The organism is Bacillus sp. SLBN-46, from assembly GCF_031453555.1.
Lineage (GTDB): Bacteria > Bacillota > Bacilli > Bacillales > Cytobacillaceae > Neobacillus.
In genome coordinates this window covers 1,891,297-1,907,967 of the sequence record NZ_JAVIZM010000001.1, presented here as the reverse complement: position 1 = coordinate 1,907,967, position 16,671 = coordinate 1,891,297, and the positions used below count along the sequence as shown (strand labels likewise).

At 39.7% G+C, this 16,671-nt stretch carries 17 protein-coding genes; 1 reads left to right on the top strand and 16 read right to left on the bottom strand.

Annotated elements, in window-relative coordinates; translation table 11 throughout:
• Positions 1 to 7 precede the first annotated feature (7 nt).
• The 16 genes from QFZ87_RS09660 to cymR form a co-directional block, all read right to left on the bottom strand.
• A complete protein-coding gene (locus tag QFZ87_RS09660) occupies positions 8 to 937 on the bottom strand; it encodes a peptidase U32 family protein (RefSeq protein ID WP_309860463.1) in 930 nt (309 codons plus the stop codon).
• Positions 934 to 1,584, bottom strand: a complete 651-nt coding sequence (locus QFZ87_RS09655; protein WP_309860461.1) for an O-methyltransferase — start codon at positions 1,582 to 1,584, stop codon at positions 934 to 936. The genes QFZ87_RS09660 and QFZ87_RS09655 overlap by 4 nt, the downstream gene beginning before the upstream one ends.
• A 261-nt stretch (positions 1,585 to 1,845) precedes the next feature.
• Positions 1,846 to 2,982 carry an endolytic transglycosylase MltG gene (gene mltG, locus QFZ87_RS09650; RefSeq protein ID WP_309860459.1) on the bottom strand — a complete coding sequence of 379 codons (1,137 nt, stop codon included), beginning with the start codon at positions 2,980 to 2,982 and terminating at the stop codon, positions 1,846 to 1,848.
• A 137-nt stretch (positions 2,983 to 3,119) separates the two neighbouring features.
• A complete protein-coding gene (locus QFZ87_RS09645) occupies positions 3,120 to 3,422 on the bottom strand; it encodes a DUF1292 domain-containing protein (RefSeq protein WP_309860457.1) in 303 nt (100 codons plus the stop codon).
• Positions 3,423 to 3,435: 13 nt separating this feature from the next.
• The gene (gene ruvX / locus QFZ87_RS09640) at positions 3,436 to 3,852 is read right to left on the bottom strand and encodes a Holliday junction resolvase RuvX (protein WP_309860455.1); all 417 of its coding nucleotides are present in this window, start codon (positions 3,850 to 3,852) and stop codon (positions 3,436 to 3,438) included.
• Entirely contained in the window at positions 3,852 to 4,121 is a 270-nt protein-coding gene (locus QFZ87_RS09635) for an IreB family regulatory phosphoprotein (RefSeq protein ID WP_308083073.1), read from the bottom strand. Before QFZ87_RS09635 ends, ruvX begins: the two co-directional genes overlap by 1 nt.
• Before the next feature lie 75 nt (positions 4,122 to 4,196).
• Positions 4,197 to 6,833 (bottom strand): alanine--tRNA ligase, encoded by a 2,637-nt coding sequence (gene alaS / locus QFZ87_RS09630; protein ID WP_309860451.1) that lies wholly within the window; start codon positions 6,831 to 6,833, stop codon positions 4,197 to 4,199.
• 346 nt (positions 6,834 to 7,179) lie between these two features.
• Positions 7,180 to 8,259 (bottom strand): AI-2E family transporter, encoded by a 1,080-nt coding sequence (locus QFZ87_RS09625; RefSeq protein WP_309860449.1) that lies wholly within the window; start codon positions 8,257 to 8,259, stop codon positions 7,180 to 7,182.
• A 91-nt stretch (positions 8,260 to 8,350) separates the two neighbouring features.
• Positions 8,351 to 8,485: a YrzQ family protein gene (locus QFZ87_RS09620; RefSeq protein WP_309860447.1), complete on the bottom strand. Its 135-nt coding sequence runs from the start codon at positions 8,483 to 8,485 to the stop codon at positions 8,351 to 8,353.
• A gap of 21 nt (positions 8,486 to 8,506) precedes the next feature.
• The gene (locus tag QFZ87_RS09615; protein ID WP_307286567.1) at positions 8,507 to 8,698 is read right to left on the bottom strand and encodes a hypothetical protein; all 192 of its coding nucleotides are present in this window, start codon (positions 8,696 to 8,698) and stop codon (positions 8,507 to 8,509) included.
• 11 nt (positions 8,699 to 8,709) lie between these two features.
• Positions 8,710 to 9,186: a PRC-barrel domain-containing protein gene (locus QFZ87_RS09610; RefSeq protein WP_309860443.1), complete on the bottom strand. Its 477-nt coding sequence runs from the start codon at positions 9,184 to 9,186 to the stop codon at positions 8,710 to 8,712.
• A 32-nt stretch (positions 9,187 to 9,218) separates the two neighbouring features.
• The gene (gene recD2 / locus QFZ87_RS09605; protein ID WP_309860441.1) at positions 9,219 to 11,633 is read right to left on the bottom strand and encodes an SF1B family DNA helicase RecD2; all 2,415 of its coding nucleotides are present in this window, start codon (positions 11,631 to 11,633) and stop codon (positions 9,219 to 9,221) included.
• A 35-nt stretch (positions 11,634 to 11,668) separates the two neighbouring features.
• Positions 11,669 to 12,322, bottom strand: a complete 654-nt coding sequence (locus QFZ87_RS09600) for a tetratricopeptide repeat protein (protein ID WP_309860439.1) — start codon at positions 12,320 to 12,322, stop codon at positions 11,669 to 11,671.
• Positions 12,323 to 12,429: 107 nt separating this feature from the next.
• The gene (gene mnmA, locus QFZ87_RS09595) at positions 12,430 to 13,548 is read right to left on the bottom strand and encodes a tRNA 2-thiouridine(34) synthase MnmA (protein ID WP_309860437.1); all 1,119 of its coding nucleotides are present in this window, start codon (positions 13,546 to 13,548) and stop codon (positions 12,430 to 12,432) included.
• Positions 13,549 to 13,588: 40 nt separating this feature from the next.
• Entirely contained in the window at positions 13,589 to 14,731 is a 1,143-nt protein-coding gene (locus QFZ87_RS09590; RefSeq protein WP_309860434.1) for a cysteine desulfurase family protein, read from the bottom strand.
• Positions 14,732 to 14,775: 44 nt separating this feature from the next.
• A complete protein-coding gene (gene cymR, locus QFZ87_RS09585) occupies positions 14,776 to 15,195 on the bottom strand; it encodes a cysteine metabolism transcriptional regulator CymR (RefSeq protein WP_308083063.1) in 420 nt (139 codons plus the stop codon).
• Between the two features lie 167 nt (positions 15,196 to 15,362).
• Here cymR and QFZ87_RS09580 point away from each other — a divergent pair, with 167 nt between their 5' ends.
• A complete protein-coding gene (locus QFZ87_RS09580) occupies positions 15,363 to 16,634 on the top strand; it encodes a replication-associated recombination protein A (protein ID WP_309860431.1) in 1,272 nt (423 codons plus the stop codon).
• Positions 16,635 to 16,671 lie beyond the last annotated feature (37 nt).

Genomic DNA, 16,671 nt, shown 5'->3' with positions numbered 1-16,671 from the left:
TCCTCCCTTAGTATACCGTTTCTTTAAAGTAGAACCCTGTGTCTAACGGACGGTTAGCAGGCTGAATCTCTTCCAATGAAGCTAACAGCTCATCCTTTTTATCCTCATAGGCATCAGGATCTTCAACAAATAAATCAATTGCCTCACGATAGGCTTTAGTAACCGCAAGAATATATTCTGGGCTTTTTAAGATTCCATCAATTTTAAACGAATCGACACCAGCTTCTAACATTTCTTGAAGTTCGTCAATGATACAGATATCATTAGGACTCATAATATGTGTTCCATTTTCATCTTCAAAAATCGGGTATTTGTTCTCACGCTCTTTATCGTGCAAGAACATATTTTTTTGCATCTTACGGTTTTCGATTTCCATGACTTTCCCTTGGTATTCATAGTAATTACCAAGAAGTGAACGCTTGGATTGGAACATACAACTCATTCCATGAACCTGCACTTCAATTTCTACCTCTGCATTTTCCTTCGTTTCAACGATAGCATCCATATTGATTTCACGTGCAAGAACAGCTCTTTTAGCACCCTTCTTACCCCAATAGTTACATGTGTACCAGTTCGTTCCTGTCGTTTCTGTACCCCAGTGTAGCTTCATTTCCGGAGCCACTTCTCTTACAGTCATTAAAACAGCAGGATCACCAAAAATAATGGCATCCGCTTTGACGTTTGCAACAAATTGAATATAATCGCTCAACTCATCTATTTTTTCATTGTGAAAAATAGCATTCATTGCAACATAGACCTTTTTCCCCTTGCTATGAGCAAGTTCAATCGCCTTTTGGACATCATCACGATTAAATTCACCTGCAAGTCTTAATCCATATCTTTGTTCACCAACAACAAACGCATCTGCACCAGCTTTTGCTAATGGCAAAATATCGTTGACTGTTATTGGTGTTACAAGCAATTCTGGTTTCTTCATTTGCTCTCACCTCTTCTTTTGCTAATGGCAACCCCGTCTCCCACAGGAAGAATAACGGAAATATAATCTGGATGCTTCATTAACCATTTGTTAAAATCATCAATCTTTTTAACAAGATTCCGAATCCTCTTTGATTCAATTTCCGGTTCAGCTACTAAACCTTTAAAAAGGACATTATCAGTAATAATCATTCCATCCGAACTAAGATAGCTCGAATACATTTCAAAAAATTTTTTATATTGGCCCTTCGCTGCATCAATAAAAATGGCATCAAATGGAGCATGTCCACTTATCTGTTCTTCAACCTCTAACGCATCACCTTTAATTAAGGTAATCCGTTCTTTGTAAGCTGAGCGCTCAATAAATTCGACAGCTACTTGTGCTCGTTCGTCATCCCGCTCAATCGTAACTATTTCAGCACCAGGAAGCGCTTCTGCCATTCTTATTGCGGAATATCCTATTGCTGTCCCAACTTCAAGTATTTTTTTTGTTCCCTGAATTCGAAGTAATTGAAGCATCGTTTCAATACCTTCTAGTTCCATAATTGGTACATTATGTTCACGAGCATAGAACTCCATTTCTGTTAACAATGGATTACGCTCTAAAATAAGACCTTCAATATATGAATGCAGCTTCGCATCTAACAAGCTGCGTCACCTCTCTTTAAAAGCATTTATTGCAAAGTAAAATACTTTTAGTTTATCTATAATTATTCTTCTTTAGACATGAAAAAATAGCGTTCACAGGCACGGACGTCATAAGTTAGTAAATTTGACTCAGGACGTTTTATGGCAATACTGCCGCAAATTACCTTACTGTGAGTTACGCTATAGAGTACGTATTAAAACACTTGAACTATTTTATCACAAAAGTAGGGGGAATGCTAATGCTTCCCCCAAATTAATACACTATTTTTTATTGGAAATATACTTTGCTTTTAACTTATTATGCTCTTCTAATGTCTTTGAATAGTATATGCTTCCATCCTCAGCAGCCAAGAAATAATAAAAGTCTGTTTTCTCCGGCTCGAGTGCAGCTTCAATGGACATTTTTCCAGCATTTGCGATTGGTCCAGGCGGGAGTCCTGTATGTTTGTAGGTATTATAAGGAGAGTTCACTTCCAAATCCTCATATAAGACCCGTTCTTTATGCTTTCCTTGTGCGTATAATACCGTAGGATCGGTTTGCAATTTCATATCCTTCTCGATACGGTTATAGAAAACACTAGCAATTCTTTTACGTTCTGTTTTTTCAGTCGCTTCCTCTTCAACTAATGAGGCCATTGTAAGTAGTTTATGAACAGATAGCTTCGCTTTTTCACTTTCTTCCGTATAGGAAGAGACAATCGATCTTGTTTTATCCAGCATGGCCGTAACCATTTCTTCCACTGTAGGATTCGGTTTATAAAAAGGATAGGTAGCAGGAAATAAATATCCTTCAAGCGGATACTTTATTTTCGAATCTAAGATTTCATCTGTTAATAAATCTGGGTATTTCTCCATTAACAGTTTGATAAATTCTTTATCATTTAATTTAGTAAGAACATCTGCTTCCTTTTGATTGGTTGCTTTCGCCATGATTGCAGCAATTTCTGTTAGTTGCTTCCCTTCTGGAATGGTGATTTTAAAACTAGCCTTCGCCAGCACCTTTCCAGTTTTTAATCGGCTGACAATTTCAGCTACATCCATAGAAGGACTCAGTTGGTATTCCCCTGCCATAAAACCGCCTTCGTTTTTAAGCTTTACATAATATTTAAATACCTTCGCATTTTTTATAATTCCATTTGCTTCTAACTTTTCTGCAATACCTGTTACAGATGAACCAATTGGAATTTCAACTGTTTTTTGTTTCTTACTATCAGAGTCAACAGGCTTTAATGCTGACTGTATGTAAAGATATCCTCCACCGCCGATAACAACAATTAATAATAGCAATAAGATTGAGATCACCATGACAATTTTTCTAACTACTTTTGCTTCACGGTGGTGTTCAAGCATTTTTTCCCGTACCAAATCTTTCTTCGGGTCTTTTTGATCAGTTGTCATTCTTTTCCCCCTTTCGTAATAATTTGAGCATATAGTAAGAAAAATGTCAATTTATCAATTAATTTGTCAAATTTATCCTGAAAAATACAGAAAAAGAACCAGCCCTTTTTTATGGCCGGTTCTTTTTCATCGTTTATTTATTCTTCTTCTTGGTCCTCGTTGAAGGTATTGAATACTTCTTCAACCATATCCCATTCTTCATCCGTTTCGATTTCCATTAGTTCGCCGAAACCGCCATCTTCTGTTGGGATATAAGCATATGTTAGGATATCGACTTCTTCTTCGTCATCCTCATTCGCCCCTACTGGATAAAAGAATACATATGACCTTTCAAATTCATCTGAATCGAATGTGAAAAGTATTTCAAAAAGTTGTTCGTCGCCATTTTCATCTACTAATGTAATAAAACGATCTTCTTCATGCTCATGGTTGTGTTCCATTTCATTCACCTCATTAATTTTTGCTATCAAGATAACCTTGTAGAATCATCATTGCGGCCATCTTATCGATAACTTTCTTTCGCTTTTTGCGACTTACATCTGCTTCAAGCAATACACGTTCAGCAGCCATTGTTGTCAAACGCTCGTCCCATAATACAGTTGGCACAGCAAATCTGCTCTCCACTTCATTCGCATATTGCTGACTGGCTTCACCGCGTGGTCCAATCGTCCCGTTCATATTTTTGGGTAAGCCAATGACAACTGTATCCACCTGGTACTCTTTTATTATTTGACCAATTTCCTCAAAACCAAACTCTTGTCTTTCTTCATTGATTTTGAGTGTTTTAAGACCCTGTGCGGTCCACCCCATTTCATCACTTAGGGCAATACCAACTGTCTTAGATCCTACATCTAAACCCAATACGCGCATTACTTAACCTCTCGTTGTTGTTTTAGATAGGATTTGACTAATTCTTCAATTATTTCGTCCCGTTCAAGCTTGCGGATAATGTTACGGGCATCTCGATGACGTGGTATATAGGCTGGATCTCCTGATAATAGGTAGCCGACTATTTGATTTATCGGATTATATCCTTTTTCCTGCAATGCTTCATACACTTGTAAAAGAACGTCATTTACGTCATGTTCAAAGGGCTCTTCAGGAAAATTAAATCTCATCGTTTTGTCAAATGAACTCATTTCACGCACCTCGCATTTATTATAGACGAGAGAATTGTACTAATTACCTACATTTTACACTACTTTGTCCTATTATCAAACCGATTTTACCCATTCTTCAACGAATTGAAGTGCAGAATCTAGTTTTTCAGGATCTTTTCCTCCAGCTTGAGCCATATCTGGACGGCCTCCGCCACCTCCGCCACAGCGTGTAGCAACTTCTTTAACCAGTTTCCCAGCATGGTAGCCTTTATCGATTAAATCCTTTGTAACTGCTGCGATAAGGTTTACTTTGCCTTCGTGAACACTTCCTAGTACTAGTACCACAGAGCCCAGTTTTTGCCTTAAGTCATCAGCCATATTTCTTAAGTTATTCATATCAGCAGCTTGTACCTTTGCAACTAGGACGGTTACTCCGTCAATTTCTTTTGCTTGGGAAACCAGGTTACCTGCTTCAATATTTCCAAGTTTAGCTGCAAGTGATTCATTTTCACGTTGAAGCTGTTTCATTTCGCTCATCAGACTATCGATACGTGTGACGATATCCTTTGGATTTGATTTTAATTTATCTGCCGCTTCTTTTAATAAGCCCACTTGATCATTTAATGATTTATAAGCAGCCTCACCTGTTACAGCCTCAATTCTTCGTGTCCCAGCGCCAATTCCGCCTTCTGAAACAATTTTGAACAAACCAATAACAGATGTATTTGGAACATGGCAGCCACCACATAACTCTAAGCTATAGTCTCCAACCTGTACCACACGAACAATATTACCATACTTCTCACCGAAAAGAGCCATAGCACCCATTGCTTTTGCTTCAGCAATCGGTTTTAAGCTGATGTTTACTTCAATATTTCTCCAAATTTTTTCGTTGACGATTTTTTCAATTTGCTCTAACTCTTCTGGTTTAATTTGACCAAAGTGTGAGAAATCAAAGCGTAGACGATCAGGTTCAACGAGGGAACCTGCCTGGTTAACGTGCTCCCCAAGTACATCCTTTAATGCTTGATGCAGCAAGTGGGTCGCTGTATGATTTTTGATAATTTTCACCCGGTTGTCTGTATCTACCTTAGCAGTCACCTGTTGGTTCGTTTTGAGCGTACCGCTTTTAACCACTACTTGATGAAGGTTTTGACCATTCGGTGCCTTTTGAACGTCTTTTACAAATAAAGATACCTCTTCACCTTCCATCATGCCGTGGTCAGCAATTTGCCCACCACTTTCAGCATAAAAAGGCGTCACGTCAAGAATAACCTGTACTTCCTCTCCAGCTGAAGCTTGATCAATTAATTCACCATTTTTCACAATAGCTGCCACTATTGAGCTTGATTCAAGTTGATCATAGCCAACAAACTGACTTTCTACCTTCACATCTCTAAGAACACCGCTCTGAACCTGCATGGAATCAACATCATGACGAGCTGCACGTGCACGGTCACGCTGTTGCTCCATTTCTACTTCAAAGCCTTCATGGTCAACCTTCATACCTTCTTCTTCAGCATATTCCTCAGTCAGCTCAACTGGGAAACCGTACGTATCATATAGACGGAAAACATCCGCGCCAGAAATGGTGTCACTGCCCTTTTCTTTTTCCTTTTTAATGACACTAGCTAGGATGGTTAAACCATCATGAAGGGTTTCGTGGAAACGTTCTTCTTCATTCTTAATCACTTTTTGGACGAATTCTGTCTTTTCCTTTACCTCTGGATAGAAATCGTTCATGATTTCGCCTACGACTGGAACTAGTTCAAACATAAATGGACGATTAATGTTAATCTGCTTAGCATAGCGGACAGCACGGCGAAGCAAACGACGTAGTACATAGCCCCGTCCTTCATTTGACGGAAGCGCACCATCACCGACAGCAAATGCAACCGTACGAATGTGGTCAGCAATAACCTTAAATGCTACATCCGTCTCTTTATTCACACCATATTTCTCTCCAGAGATTTCCTCTGTCGCACGGATAATAGGGATAAATAGATCGGTGTCAAAGTTGGTTGGAACATTTTGAACAACAGATGCCATCCGTTCTAAACCCATACCTGTATCAATATTTTTCTTTGGCAGTGGTGTATAGGTGCCATCAGGATTATGGTTAAATTGGGAGAACACTAGGTTCCATACTTCCAGGTACCGATCGTTTTCTCCACCTGGATATAATTCCGGATCATTTGGGTCATCCCCATACTTTGGACCACGGTCATAGAAAATTTCAGTATTCGGTCCACTAGGCCCTTCCCCAATATCCCAGAAGTTCCCCTCCAGTCGAATAATGCGTTCCTCTGGAATGCCGATGGTTTTATTCCAAATTTCATATGCTTCATTGTCTTCAGGATGAACGGTAACGGATAATAGTTCTGGGTCAAAGCCCATCCATTTTTTGTCCGTTAAAAACTCCCATGCCCACTCAATTGCTTCATTTTTAAAGTACTCACCAATTGAAAAGTTACCAAGCATTTCAAAGAAGGTATGATGTCGAGCAGTTTTCCCAACATTCTCAATGTCATTTGTCCGAATGGATTTTTGAGCATTAGTGATTCTTGGGTTTTCTGGCACTACACGGCCATCAAAGTATTTCTTTAGGGTGGCGACACCACTGTTAATCCATAACAAGGATGGATCATCATGAGGGACAAGCGATGCGCTTGGCTCCACGGTGTGTCCTTTTTCTTCTTTAAAAAACTGTAAAAACATTGAGCGAATTTGTGAACCAGATAAGTTTTTCATATGTATTGACCTCCTTATTTTTTAAAAAAAGCATACAAAAAAGCCCTCATCCCAAACAGGGACGAGAGCTTAGTCTCGCGGTACCACCCTGATTATGAATACAAACATTCCGTATCCATCTCTCAAAAAACCTTTAACGCAGGTATACGGCAGTGGTTAGCTGCACTCCGGATTAGCGTTCTGTCATCCTTCATCTGGAGCTTCTTTCAGCCTTGAAAGCTCCTCTCTTCCGCGCAATAAGCGTTACAGATGGACTACAACATACTCGACCCTTCAACATTTTCATTCATATTCTATATGACGAATTATATCCACCAAAAAAACGTTTGTCAATTGGCCAAGCACTTTAAGAAGAAGAATCATTTGCTTTGCCTTCTATAAAGTGATTTTTCGCATGAATAATTCCTACCTTCAATACCACAAGAACGGGGACAGCCAAGATTAACCCTAAGATTCCCCCTATTTCACCACCAGATGTCAAAGCTATCATGATTAATAATGGATGCATATGAAGACTCTTTCCAACGATATACGGCGATAAGATATTTCCCTCAAGGAATTGCAACCCAAAAACAATAACAACCGTAACGATGACCAACTTAACCGAGGTAGTTGCAGCAATAATGACCGCTGGAATTGCCCCGATAATCGGTCCAAAATAAGGAATCACATTCGTCGCACCAACGATAAGTCCTAGTAACAAAGAATATCTTAGATGGAATACCCAAAATAACAGGGCAGAGACGCTTCCAATAATCACACAAACTAATAGCTGTCCTCTAATATAACTTCCGAGAGATTCGTCAACGTCTCTTAAAAATAGAGTGGCTTTTTTTCTCCATTTCTTAGGGGTCAAATACCATGCCGTCCTTTTTAACAAAGGAAAGTCCTTTAACATATAAAAAGCAATAAACGGAATAATCATCAAAAGTAGGGCTGAATTTAGGAAGTCCATTAAGACATTTACAATAATAGTTAAAAGAGAATCCATCTTCTTTTCAAAAGTGTTGATCCCGTCATCTATTTTTGCTTGCAACCCATCCGGCCATGCCCTTGTATGGGTTTGGAGCTCATCAATCCAACTCCGATACTGTTCGGCAAAAACCGGTGCACTTTCAGATAGATCTTTTAATTGGTCAATGATAGCTGGAATACCTTTATATAAAGCAAAACCAATGCCTCCAAAAAAAATAAAATAAATTAAGAAAATAGCCAACCCTCGGTGGAATCCTTTTTCATGCAATTTTTCAACAATAGGATGAAGAAGATAAGTTATAAACCCAGCTATAAGAAAAGGTAAGATGATAATTACGACAAGCCTAACAACCGGCATCCAAACAAATCTAATTTTAAGAAAAACGTAAAGGGCAATTAATAATAGGAGTATAAAACCAATCCGATACAGCCATTTCATACGAATATCCACGAGCAATCCTCCCTCATGTTAGTGTTAGAGACAATAAGGGGAAATATTCACGTACGTAAAAATCCCCCTAGGAATTCTAGGGGGATTTGCATTAAAACATTGCTCGTTTTACCTTTTTTTGTATTCTTTTCATATTGCGGGTGGACATCATATTATTTCGTTGGGCCATATTATATACGGCCATCCCCGCACCAAAAGCAATCATCGACGTCATCATTTTATTCATGCGTTTCACCTCTTATAATAATTATAGGGTGTAACGACGCTCTTCTTCTTCAAACAAATCGTCCAAGGAACTAAGTGAACCGTCTTCCTCCACCTGATGGGTGTTAATGAGACCTTTGTTAACAGATAGCTCAATAAAACAGTTCCAGCAATAGTATTGGTTGATACCAATTTTGCCGATATCTTTGCTTTGACAGTTGGGACACTTAAACATGAAAAGACACCTCACGTATTATCTACATCTACGATAATGGCATCCTTTCCGATCGCTAAGGGCTTACCGGATTGAATGACTTGTTTACCTTCCGTGATATCCGAAAAGAAGCCATCCGTAATTTCATACCCTACGATTGTGCCCACTTCTTCCTGAAAATATACATCCTTTAACAAACCGAGTGATTCTCCGCTTTTTGAGAGCATCATCATTCCATCTAAAGAATGTTGGTGTGTCAAGGTATATTCAGGATTTTCTCCTAACTTTTCCAAGCACCCGCTGTCTTCAATCATAACCCCATCCCAGCCGAAGGTAGTCACTTTTTGAATATCCAGAAAGAACGATTGCTTGAAGAAAACGCCTTTTTTAATCAATAGGCCTTTGACGATACCATTGCTTGAGATACATAGGTCGCTGATATCACCAATTTTTGTTCCGCTGCTCGTTTCAAAAACTGGTTGTCCTTTTAATAATGAAAATGTCCGCAAAGAGTGTCCCACCTCCCCGAACATTTATAGTTTCAGTCATTCAGCATGAAATCATAAGGTGTAAGGTTTTCCATTCCAACCATTGGATTAACTTGCATTAATTCTTCCTCATAGGATAAGCCTTCGGCCGACTCTTTATCATTTTGAGGAGTCTTCGGCTGTACCAAGATTGTTTCTTGGAGCTTTTCACGAAGAGTGGTCTGTCTTGAAAGTTCGTCAGCTCTTTCTACGCCCATTCTTAATGCATCTTCTTCTCCACATAGAATTAACGATTGTTTACTTCTTGTGATAGCTGTATAGATTAAATTCCGCCGCAACATCCTGTAATAACTTCTCGTTACAGGAAGAATAACAATAGGAAATTCACTGCCCTGGGATTTATGGACAGAACAACAATAGGCATGGGTGATTTGATTCAAATCCTGCCTTGTATATTCCACTTCATTTCCCTCAAAGGAAATATAAATCATGTCTTGTTTTTCCGTATTTTCCTTTGCGTAGATAATCGAAATAATCTCACCAATATCACCATTGAACACATTATTCTCTGGTTGATTAACAAGTTGAAGCACCTTATCTCCAATTCGGTACTTTACTTCTCCAAAGGTAATTTCCTTTCGTTTACCATCGGGGTTTGGATTAAAAATCTCCTGTAGCAATACATTTAACCGATCAATCCCTGCAGGGCCTCTATACATAGGGGCCAGCACTTGGATATCCTTTGCAGAATAACCTTTGTTTTTGGCATTTTGAGCTACTTTTTCCACGACTTGAGCCACCTGTGCAGTAGAACATCTGATAAACGAACGATCAGGCCTCTTTTGTGTTACATCTGGGGGAAGATAGCCTCTTTTTATATCATGGGCCAATTCAATGATTGATGAACCCTCCGCCTGCCGGTAAATATCGGTTAATCGAACCGTTGGAATACGTTCTGATTCTAACAAGTCCTTTAAAACCTGACCAGGACCAACCGATGGCAGCTGATCCTCGTCCCCAACAAGAATAACTTGGATATTGTCTGGCAGAGCCTTAAACAATTGATTAGCAAGCCATATATCAAGCATCGAAGTTTCATCAACGATTAATATTTTTCCTTCAAGTGTATTTGAATCCTCATGGTCAATTCCTTCAGTCCCATTTAGACCAAGTAATCGATGAATCGTTACGGCAGGAAGCCCGGTGGATTCACTCATTCTTTTGGCTGCTCTACCTGTTGGTGCAGCAAGCAAAAATGGAAAAGGCTCACCCTTTTTATGATAATCCTTCGGCTCCAACGAACAGCCATGGAGTTCAGCGTAAAGCTCAACAATTCCTTTTATAACCGTGGTTTTACCTGTTCCAGGTCCCCCAGTTAAAATAAGCATTGGTGCCATTAATGCCGTTTGAATGGCTTCTCTTTGAGTGGGCGCATATTGTACCCCAAGTCGTTCTTCCAAGCCTCCCAAAGCAAGTAGGAACTCAGATTCAGGAAATTGATCCTTATATTCGGTTTGCTGTAAGATACGGTGAATGTTAGTCACAAGACCTTTTTCTGCAAAATATAGAGATGGCAAGTAAATTCGTTTTTCTTCACCAATTAATTTCCCTTCTTCTTCCAACTTAATGATTTCATTCGAAATATCGAAAAAATCAATTTGGTCTCGCTTATTTTCTTCCAACAGATTTTTTACTTGTTCGAGTAATTGCTCAGCATGTATGTATACATGACCGGTCTGCAAGCTATCATTTTCTAGCGTATACAGACAGGCTGCTTTGATGCGATCAGGATGACTGCCTGTTATCCCAAGTTGATAACCAAGCTCATCCGCACGCCCAAAACCAACTCCCTCAATATCCTCAACTAATTGGTAAGGGTTCTTTTGAATAATACCAAGTGTCTCCTCTTTATATGCTTGGTAAATTCGCATTGAAATCTGCGGCCCGAACCCATATTGGTTTAAAGCTACCATGACCTGCTCGAGTCCTTGGTGCTCCATGAGTGTGTCATACAGTGATTTAGCCTTATCAGGAGGAAGCTTAGGAATGGAGTCTAGCAGCGACGGCTGGTTAAGTATTTTTGAAATGGCGTTTTCCCCAAGCGTATCCACGATATTTTCTGCTGTCTTCTTACCAATCCCTTTGAACAGTTCACCTGACAAATAAGCAATAACCCCTTGCTTTGTCTGTGGCATATCTTTTCTGTAATGATTTGTATGAAATTGCAGACCAAACTTAGGATGATCTTTAAAATCTCCGTAAAAGATATACGTTTCCTGCTCATGTACCTTTGGAAAATAGCCAGTGACAACCGCTTCTTTGTCATCATAAGAATGGTTTGTTTCATCTACTCGTATCCGTAAAACCGTATATAGGTTTTGTTCATTATGAAAGATGGTAACGATGGGTCTTCCCTTTACAAACTTTCCTTGTTCGGCAAATAAATCAAGCGAATCCTGCTTCTCCACTCGTGTCTCCCTCCTTTCAAAAAGATCGGCATCACCTATTGCATATTTTCAATTAATTTTTTTGCATGTCCTGCAAGCAAATGGTCTGGCTGGTTTTCCAGGGCTTTATTAAACATTTCAATTGCTTTAGTAGAATTTTCTTTAAAGGCATACGAAACCCCTAAATTATAATAGGCATCTGAGTGTCCTGGATCGAGTTCAATACACTTTTCAAATTGAACCATAGATTCGTCAATGAATTCTAATTGTGCTAGACATAAACCATATTGAAACCTTGCTTCTGCATCCTCTTCATTCAGCTCAACACTTCTTTGCAGGTAAGGAAGGGCGAAGCGGTTCTTGTCTAATTGTACTAGCGTTAAACCTAACATAAAGTAATTATCGGCAGACTCCAGCCCCTTTTTCATGGCTGTTTCAAACATATTCTTCGCCTCGTCAAACTGATCATGAGTGAACATTATGTTACCAATACTATAGTAAGCTGCTGCCGCTTTTTCATCTATTTCAAGTGCCTTTTGATAAAATTTGATAGCCTTTTCATCGTCACCGACAGCTGAAAGAACGTTGCCGAAGTTAATATAAGCAACAGGGTCCGTCGGATTTTCTTCTATTGCTGCATTGAAGGCTTTAGCTGCTTCTTCGTAGTTGCCTTCCTGCATGTATTGTACACCTAATTGGTTTTTATCCATTTTTTTCAGCTCCAATCCTAAGGGAAAGTATATCATATTCTTAGTAGAAAAACGTACCCAAAAAAGAGTAAAAAGCCCTGACTCCAGTATTGGAATCAGGGGCTAAATTATCCTACATATGTTAACCGTTCACCATTTTTGTACACTTCATCAATGGTACCGCCGCCAAGACATTCGTCGCCATTGTAAAAAACAACCGCCTGTCCTGGGGTAACCGCACGAATGGGTTCCTTGAATTGGACTTCTGCCCGATTGCCTTCTAACAAACGTACAATCACGCTATTATCTTCTTGGCGATAGCGGAACTTGGCCGTACATTCAAATTCAGCCGGTTTTTCATTGTTCGATACCCAGCTAACGTTGGTTGCAATAATCGAGTTGGAATAAAGTTTTTCATTGTGGAAACCTTGTCCAACATAAAGGACATTTCTTTCTAAGTCCTTTCCAATGGCAAACCAAGGTTCACCTGCCCCGCCAATACCTAAACCATGACGCTGGCCAATGGTATGATACATTAGACCTTCATGTTTCCCTTTAATCTCACCTTCAAATGTCTCCATTTTACCCGGTTGAGCCGGTAGATATTGACCTAGGAAGTCCTTAAAATTCCGTTCACCGATAAAGCAAATACCCGTACTGTCCTTTTTGGTGGCAGTAGCAAGTTCTGCTTCCTTCGCTATTTCCCTTACTCGAGATTTCTCTAAGTTTCCAATTGGGAACATAACTCTACTCAGTTGTTCCTGTGTCAATTGATTTAAGAAATACGTTTGGTCCTTATTTTCATCCAGACCACGGAGCATTTTATATTCACCATCACGGAATTCAACTCTTGCATAATGACCCGTTGCTAAGTAATCTGCACCTAATTTAAGCGCATGCTCGAGGAATGCCTTAAATTTAATTTCTTTGTTACACATCACATCTGGGTTTGGTGTTCTACCCGCTTTATATTCTTCAAGGAAATAAGAAAATACCTTATCCCAATATTGTTTTTCAAAATTAACAGCATAATAAGGAATGCCAATTTGATTGCATACCCGAATGACATCCTCGTAGTCTTCAGTGGCTGTACACACACCATTTTCGTCTGTGTCATCCCAATTCTTCATAAAAATTCCGATTACGTCATAGCCTTGCTGCTTTAATAGTAGTGCAGCTACAGAGGAGTCTACCCCACCTGACATTCCAACTACAACACGGATATCTTTTGGCTCTTTTTTCTCCATTTCTCTTTCACCTCTCTTTTACCCCTACTAGATATTACATTTATTTTTTCAGACGCATAACAACCTTTGCCGTCTCTTCAGCAGCTTTCACGACGTCCTCAGTCGTCGTGTTCAAGCCAAAACTAAAACGGATCGAATTAATCAAGCGCTCTGATTGTTTACCAAACATGGCAACCAGGACATGAGAAGGTTCTATGGAACCAGCCGTACATGCTGATCCGCTCGAAACAGCAATGCTTGCCAAATCAAGATTAACAAGCATAGCCTCCACACTCGTTCCCGGAAAGCTTAAGTTTAATACATGTGGCAGTGAAGTTTCAAGCAATCCGTTTACATTAAACTCGATATCTAATTCACGCAATTTTGCTAACATTACTTCTTTAAAACCTATATACTTTTCTCTATTAGCCGCTCTTTCTTCATTTGCTATTCTTACAGCTTCATGAAATCCAACAATAGATGCAACATTTTCCGTGCCAGCTCGTCTCTTTCTTTCTTGGTCTCCGCCAAAGGAGCGAGGAGAGAGCTTCACATTTGAACGGGCAAAAAGAAAACCTGTTCCTTTTGGACCATTGATTTTATGAGCAGAAACAGATAATAAATCAATCTGACTTTCGTTTACATCAATCTTTTCAATTCCATAGGCTTGAACCGCATCGGTATGAAAGACTGCTTGATGATCTTTTAGTAAGTGACCGATTTCGGTAATTGGCTGAATCGTGCCAACTTCATTGTTACCATACATGATGGATACTAATATCGTATCATCCCTCAATGCTTCTCGAAATTCAGAGATGGAAATCCGTCCTGTTTCATCAACAGGCAAATAGGTAACCTCATAACCCATCTTCTCTAGCTTTTTACAAGCATGCAAGACAGCATGATGTTCCACCGTAGTGGTAATAATGTGTTTGCCTTTATTATGATAGCTTTCCGCCACACCAAATAATGCCATGTTATCGGCTTCCGTTCCACCGCTTGTAAAAATAATCTCGTTGTCCTTTGCACCAATGCTACGCGCAAGTCCAGCCCTAGCTCTATCAATTTGATGACGGGCTTCCCTTCCGAATGAATGAATACTTGAAGGGTTACCAAAAATCGTATTCATAGCTTCGACCATTTTTCCAATTACTTTAGGATGCATGGGTGTGGTTGCTGCGTGGTCGAGATAAATTCGTTCCATCCTTACACCTTCAATCAAAATAATTCTTGTGTTTACTCTTCACTTTAAATATAAAACATATAACCTTCGGTATCATTATCTTCACTGTGATTAGCCAGGTCTTCTAAAGTAGTGTTGTCTAAAACACCCTTAATCGCATCCCTAATTCGAATCCACAATTCTCGCTTTGCTGGCTCCTCATCTTCAATTCCTTCAACTGGCGTAATCGGTCCCTCTAGGACACGAATGACATCCCCAGCAGTAATTTTAGAAGGAACATTTGTAAGAATATAACCGCCATACGCCCCTCTTATACTTTTAACTAAACCTGCATTCCTTAACGGAGCAACCAATTGCTCTAAATAATGTTCGGATAAATCATTTGCCTGTGCAATGGCTTTTAAAGATGTGGGACCTTCACCATATTTTTTAGCAAGCTCAATCATAATTGTAAGACCATATCTTCCCTTTGTTGATATTTTCACTACTTCGCACCTCTATTCGAAATCTATATATTAAATACGTAATTCCACAGTAAATTGATAGGCATTAGAAATTATAACACATTCTCCTTTAATATGCTTTTTTCCCAAGAAAGTGGTATTGTAGGATAAAAGCTCGATTAAAAAGAAACCCTTTTGGAGAGATGATTATGCAGCAAAAGCCTTTGGCCTTTCGGATGAGGCCAAGAACGATTGACGAAGTCGTAGGCCAGCAGCATTTGGTTGGTGACGGAAAAATCATTGCTAGAATGGTGAAAGCAAAACAGCTTACATCCATGATTTTATATGGACCACCCGGAATTGGCAAAACATCGATTGCAAGTGCCATTGCTGGAAGTACCAAATATGCCTTTCGAACATTAAACGCAGTAACAAATAATAAAAAAGATATGGAAATTGTTGCAGCTGAGGCAAAAATGTCAGGAAAAGTGATTCTTCTTCTGGATGAAGTCCATCGTTTGGACAAAGGAAAACAAGATTTCTTGCTTCCCTATTTAGAAAATGGAATGATTACGCTAATCGGCGCAACCACAAGTAACCCGTACCATGCGATTAATCCTGCGATTCGCAGCAGATGTCAAATTTTCGAGCTTAAACCACTAACACCTGATGAAGTGAAGCAGGCATTGCTCCGTGCGATTGAAGACCAAGATCGTGGACTGGGCATATTAAAGGTGAATGTGACTGACGAAGCGTTACAACATTTCGCCAATGCCTCGAACGGAGATGTAAGAAGTTCCTTAAACGCACTCGAACTAGCTGTGCTCTCAACGGACGCAGATGAAGAAGGCATGGTTTCAATCGATGTGGAAACGGCCGAGGAATGTCTACAGAAGAAAAGCATAGCTTCAGATAAGGACGGAGACGGCCACTATGATGTCCTGTCTGCCTTTCAAAAGTCCATCCGTGGTAGTGACGCCAATGCTGCCCTGCATTATCTTGGCAGGCTAATTGAAGCAGGTGACCTTGTCAGTATCAGTCGCAGATTAATCGTCATTGCCTATGAGGATATTGGTCTCGCCAATCCACAAGCAGGACCACGGACGTTAGCAGCGATTGAAACGGCAGAACGACTGGGCTTTCCTGAGGCAAGAATCCCGCTTGCCAATGTCGTAATTGAACTATGCTTATCACCTAAATCGAATTCTGCTATTTTGGCTATTGATACCGCTCTTGAAGATATCCGAAAAGGGAATGTAGGTGAAATTCCTGATCATTTAAAGGATGCCCACTACAAGGGAGCAAAAGAGCTTGGCAGAGGAATCGAATATTTATATCCACACAACTATGAAAATGGCTGGGTTCCGCAGCAATACTTGCCGCACAGGATAAAAAACAAACAATACTACCAGCCAAAGAAAACCGGGAAATTCGAGCAGGCGCTTGCGGTGGTCTATGAAAAATTATTACGAAAAAGATAAAAAAGGTGTCAGGCACCAATACACGGTGCCTGACACC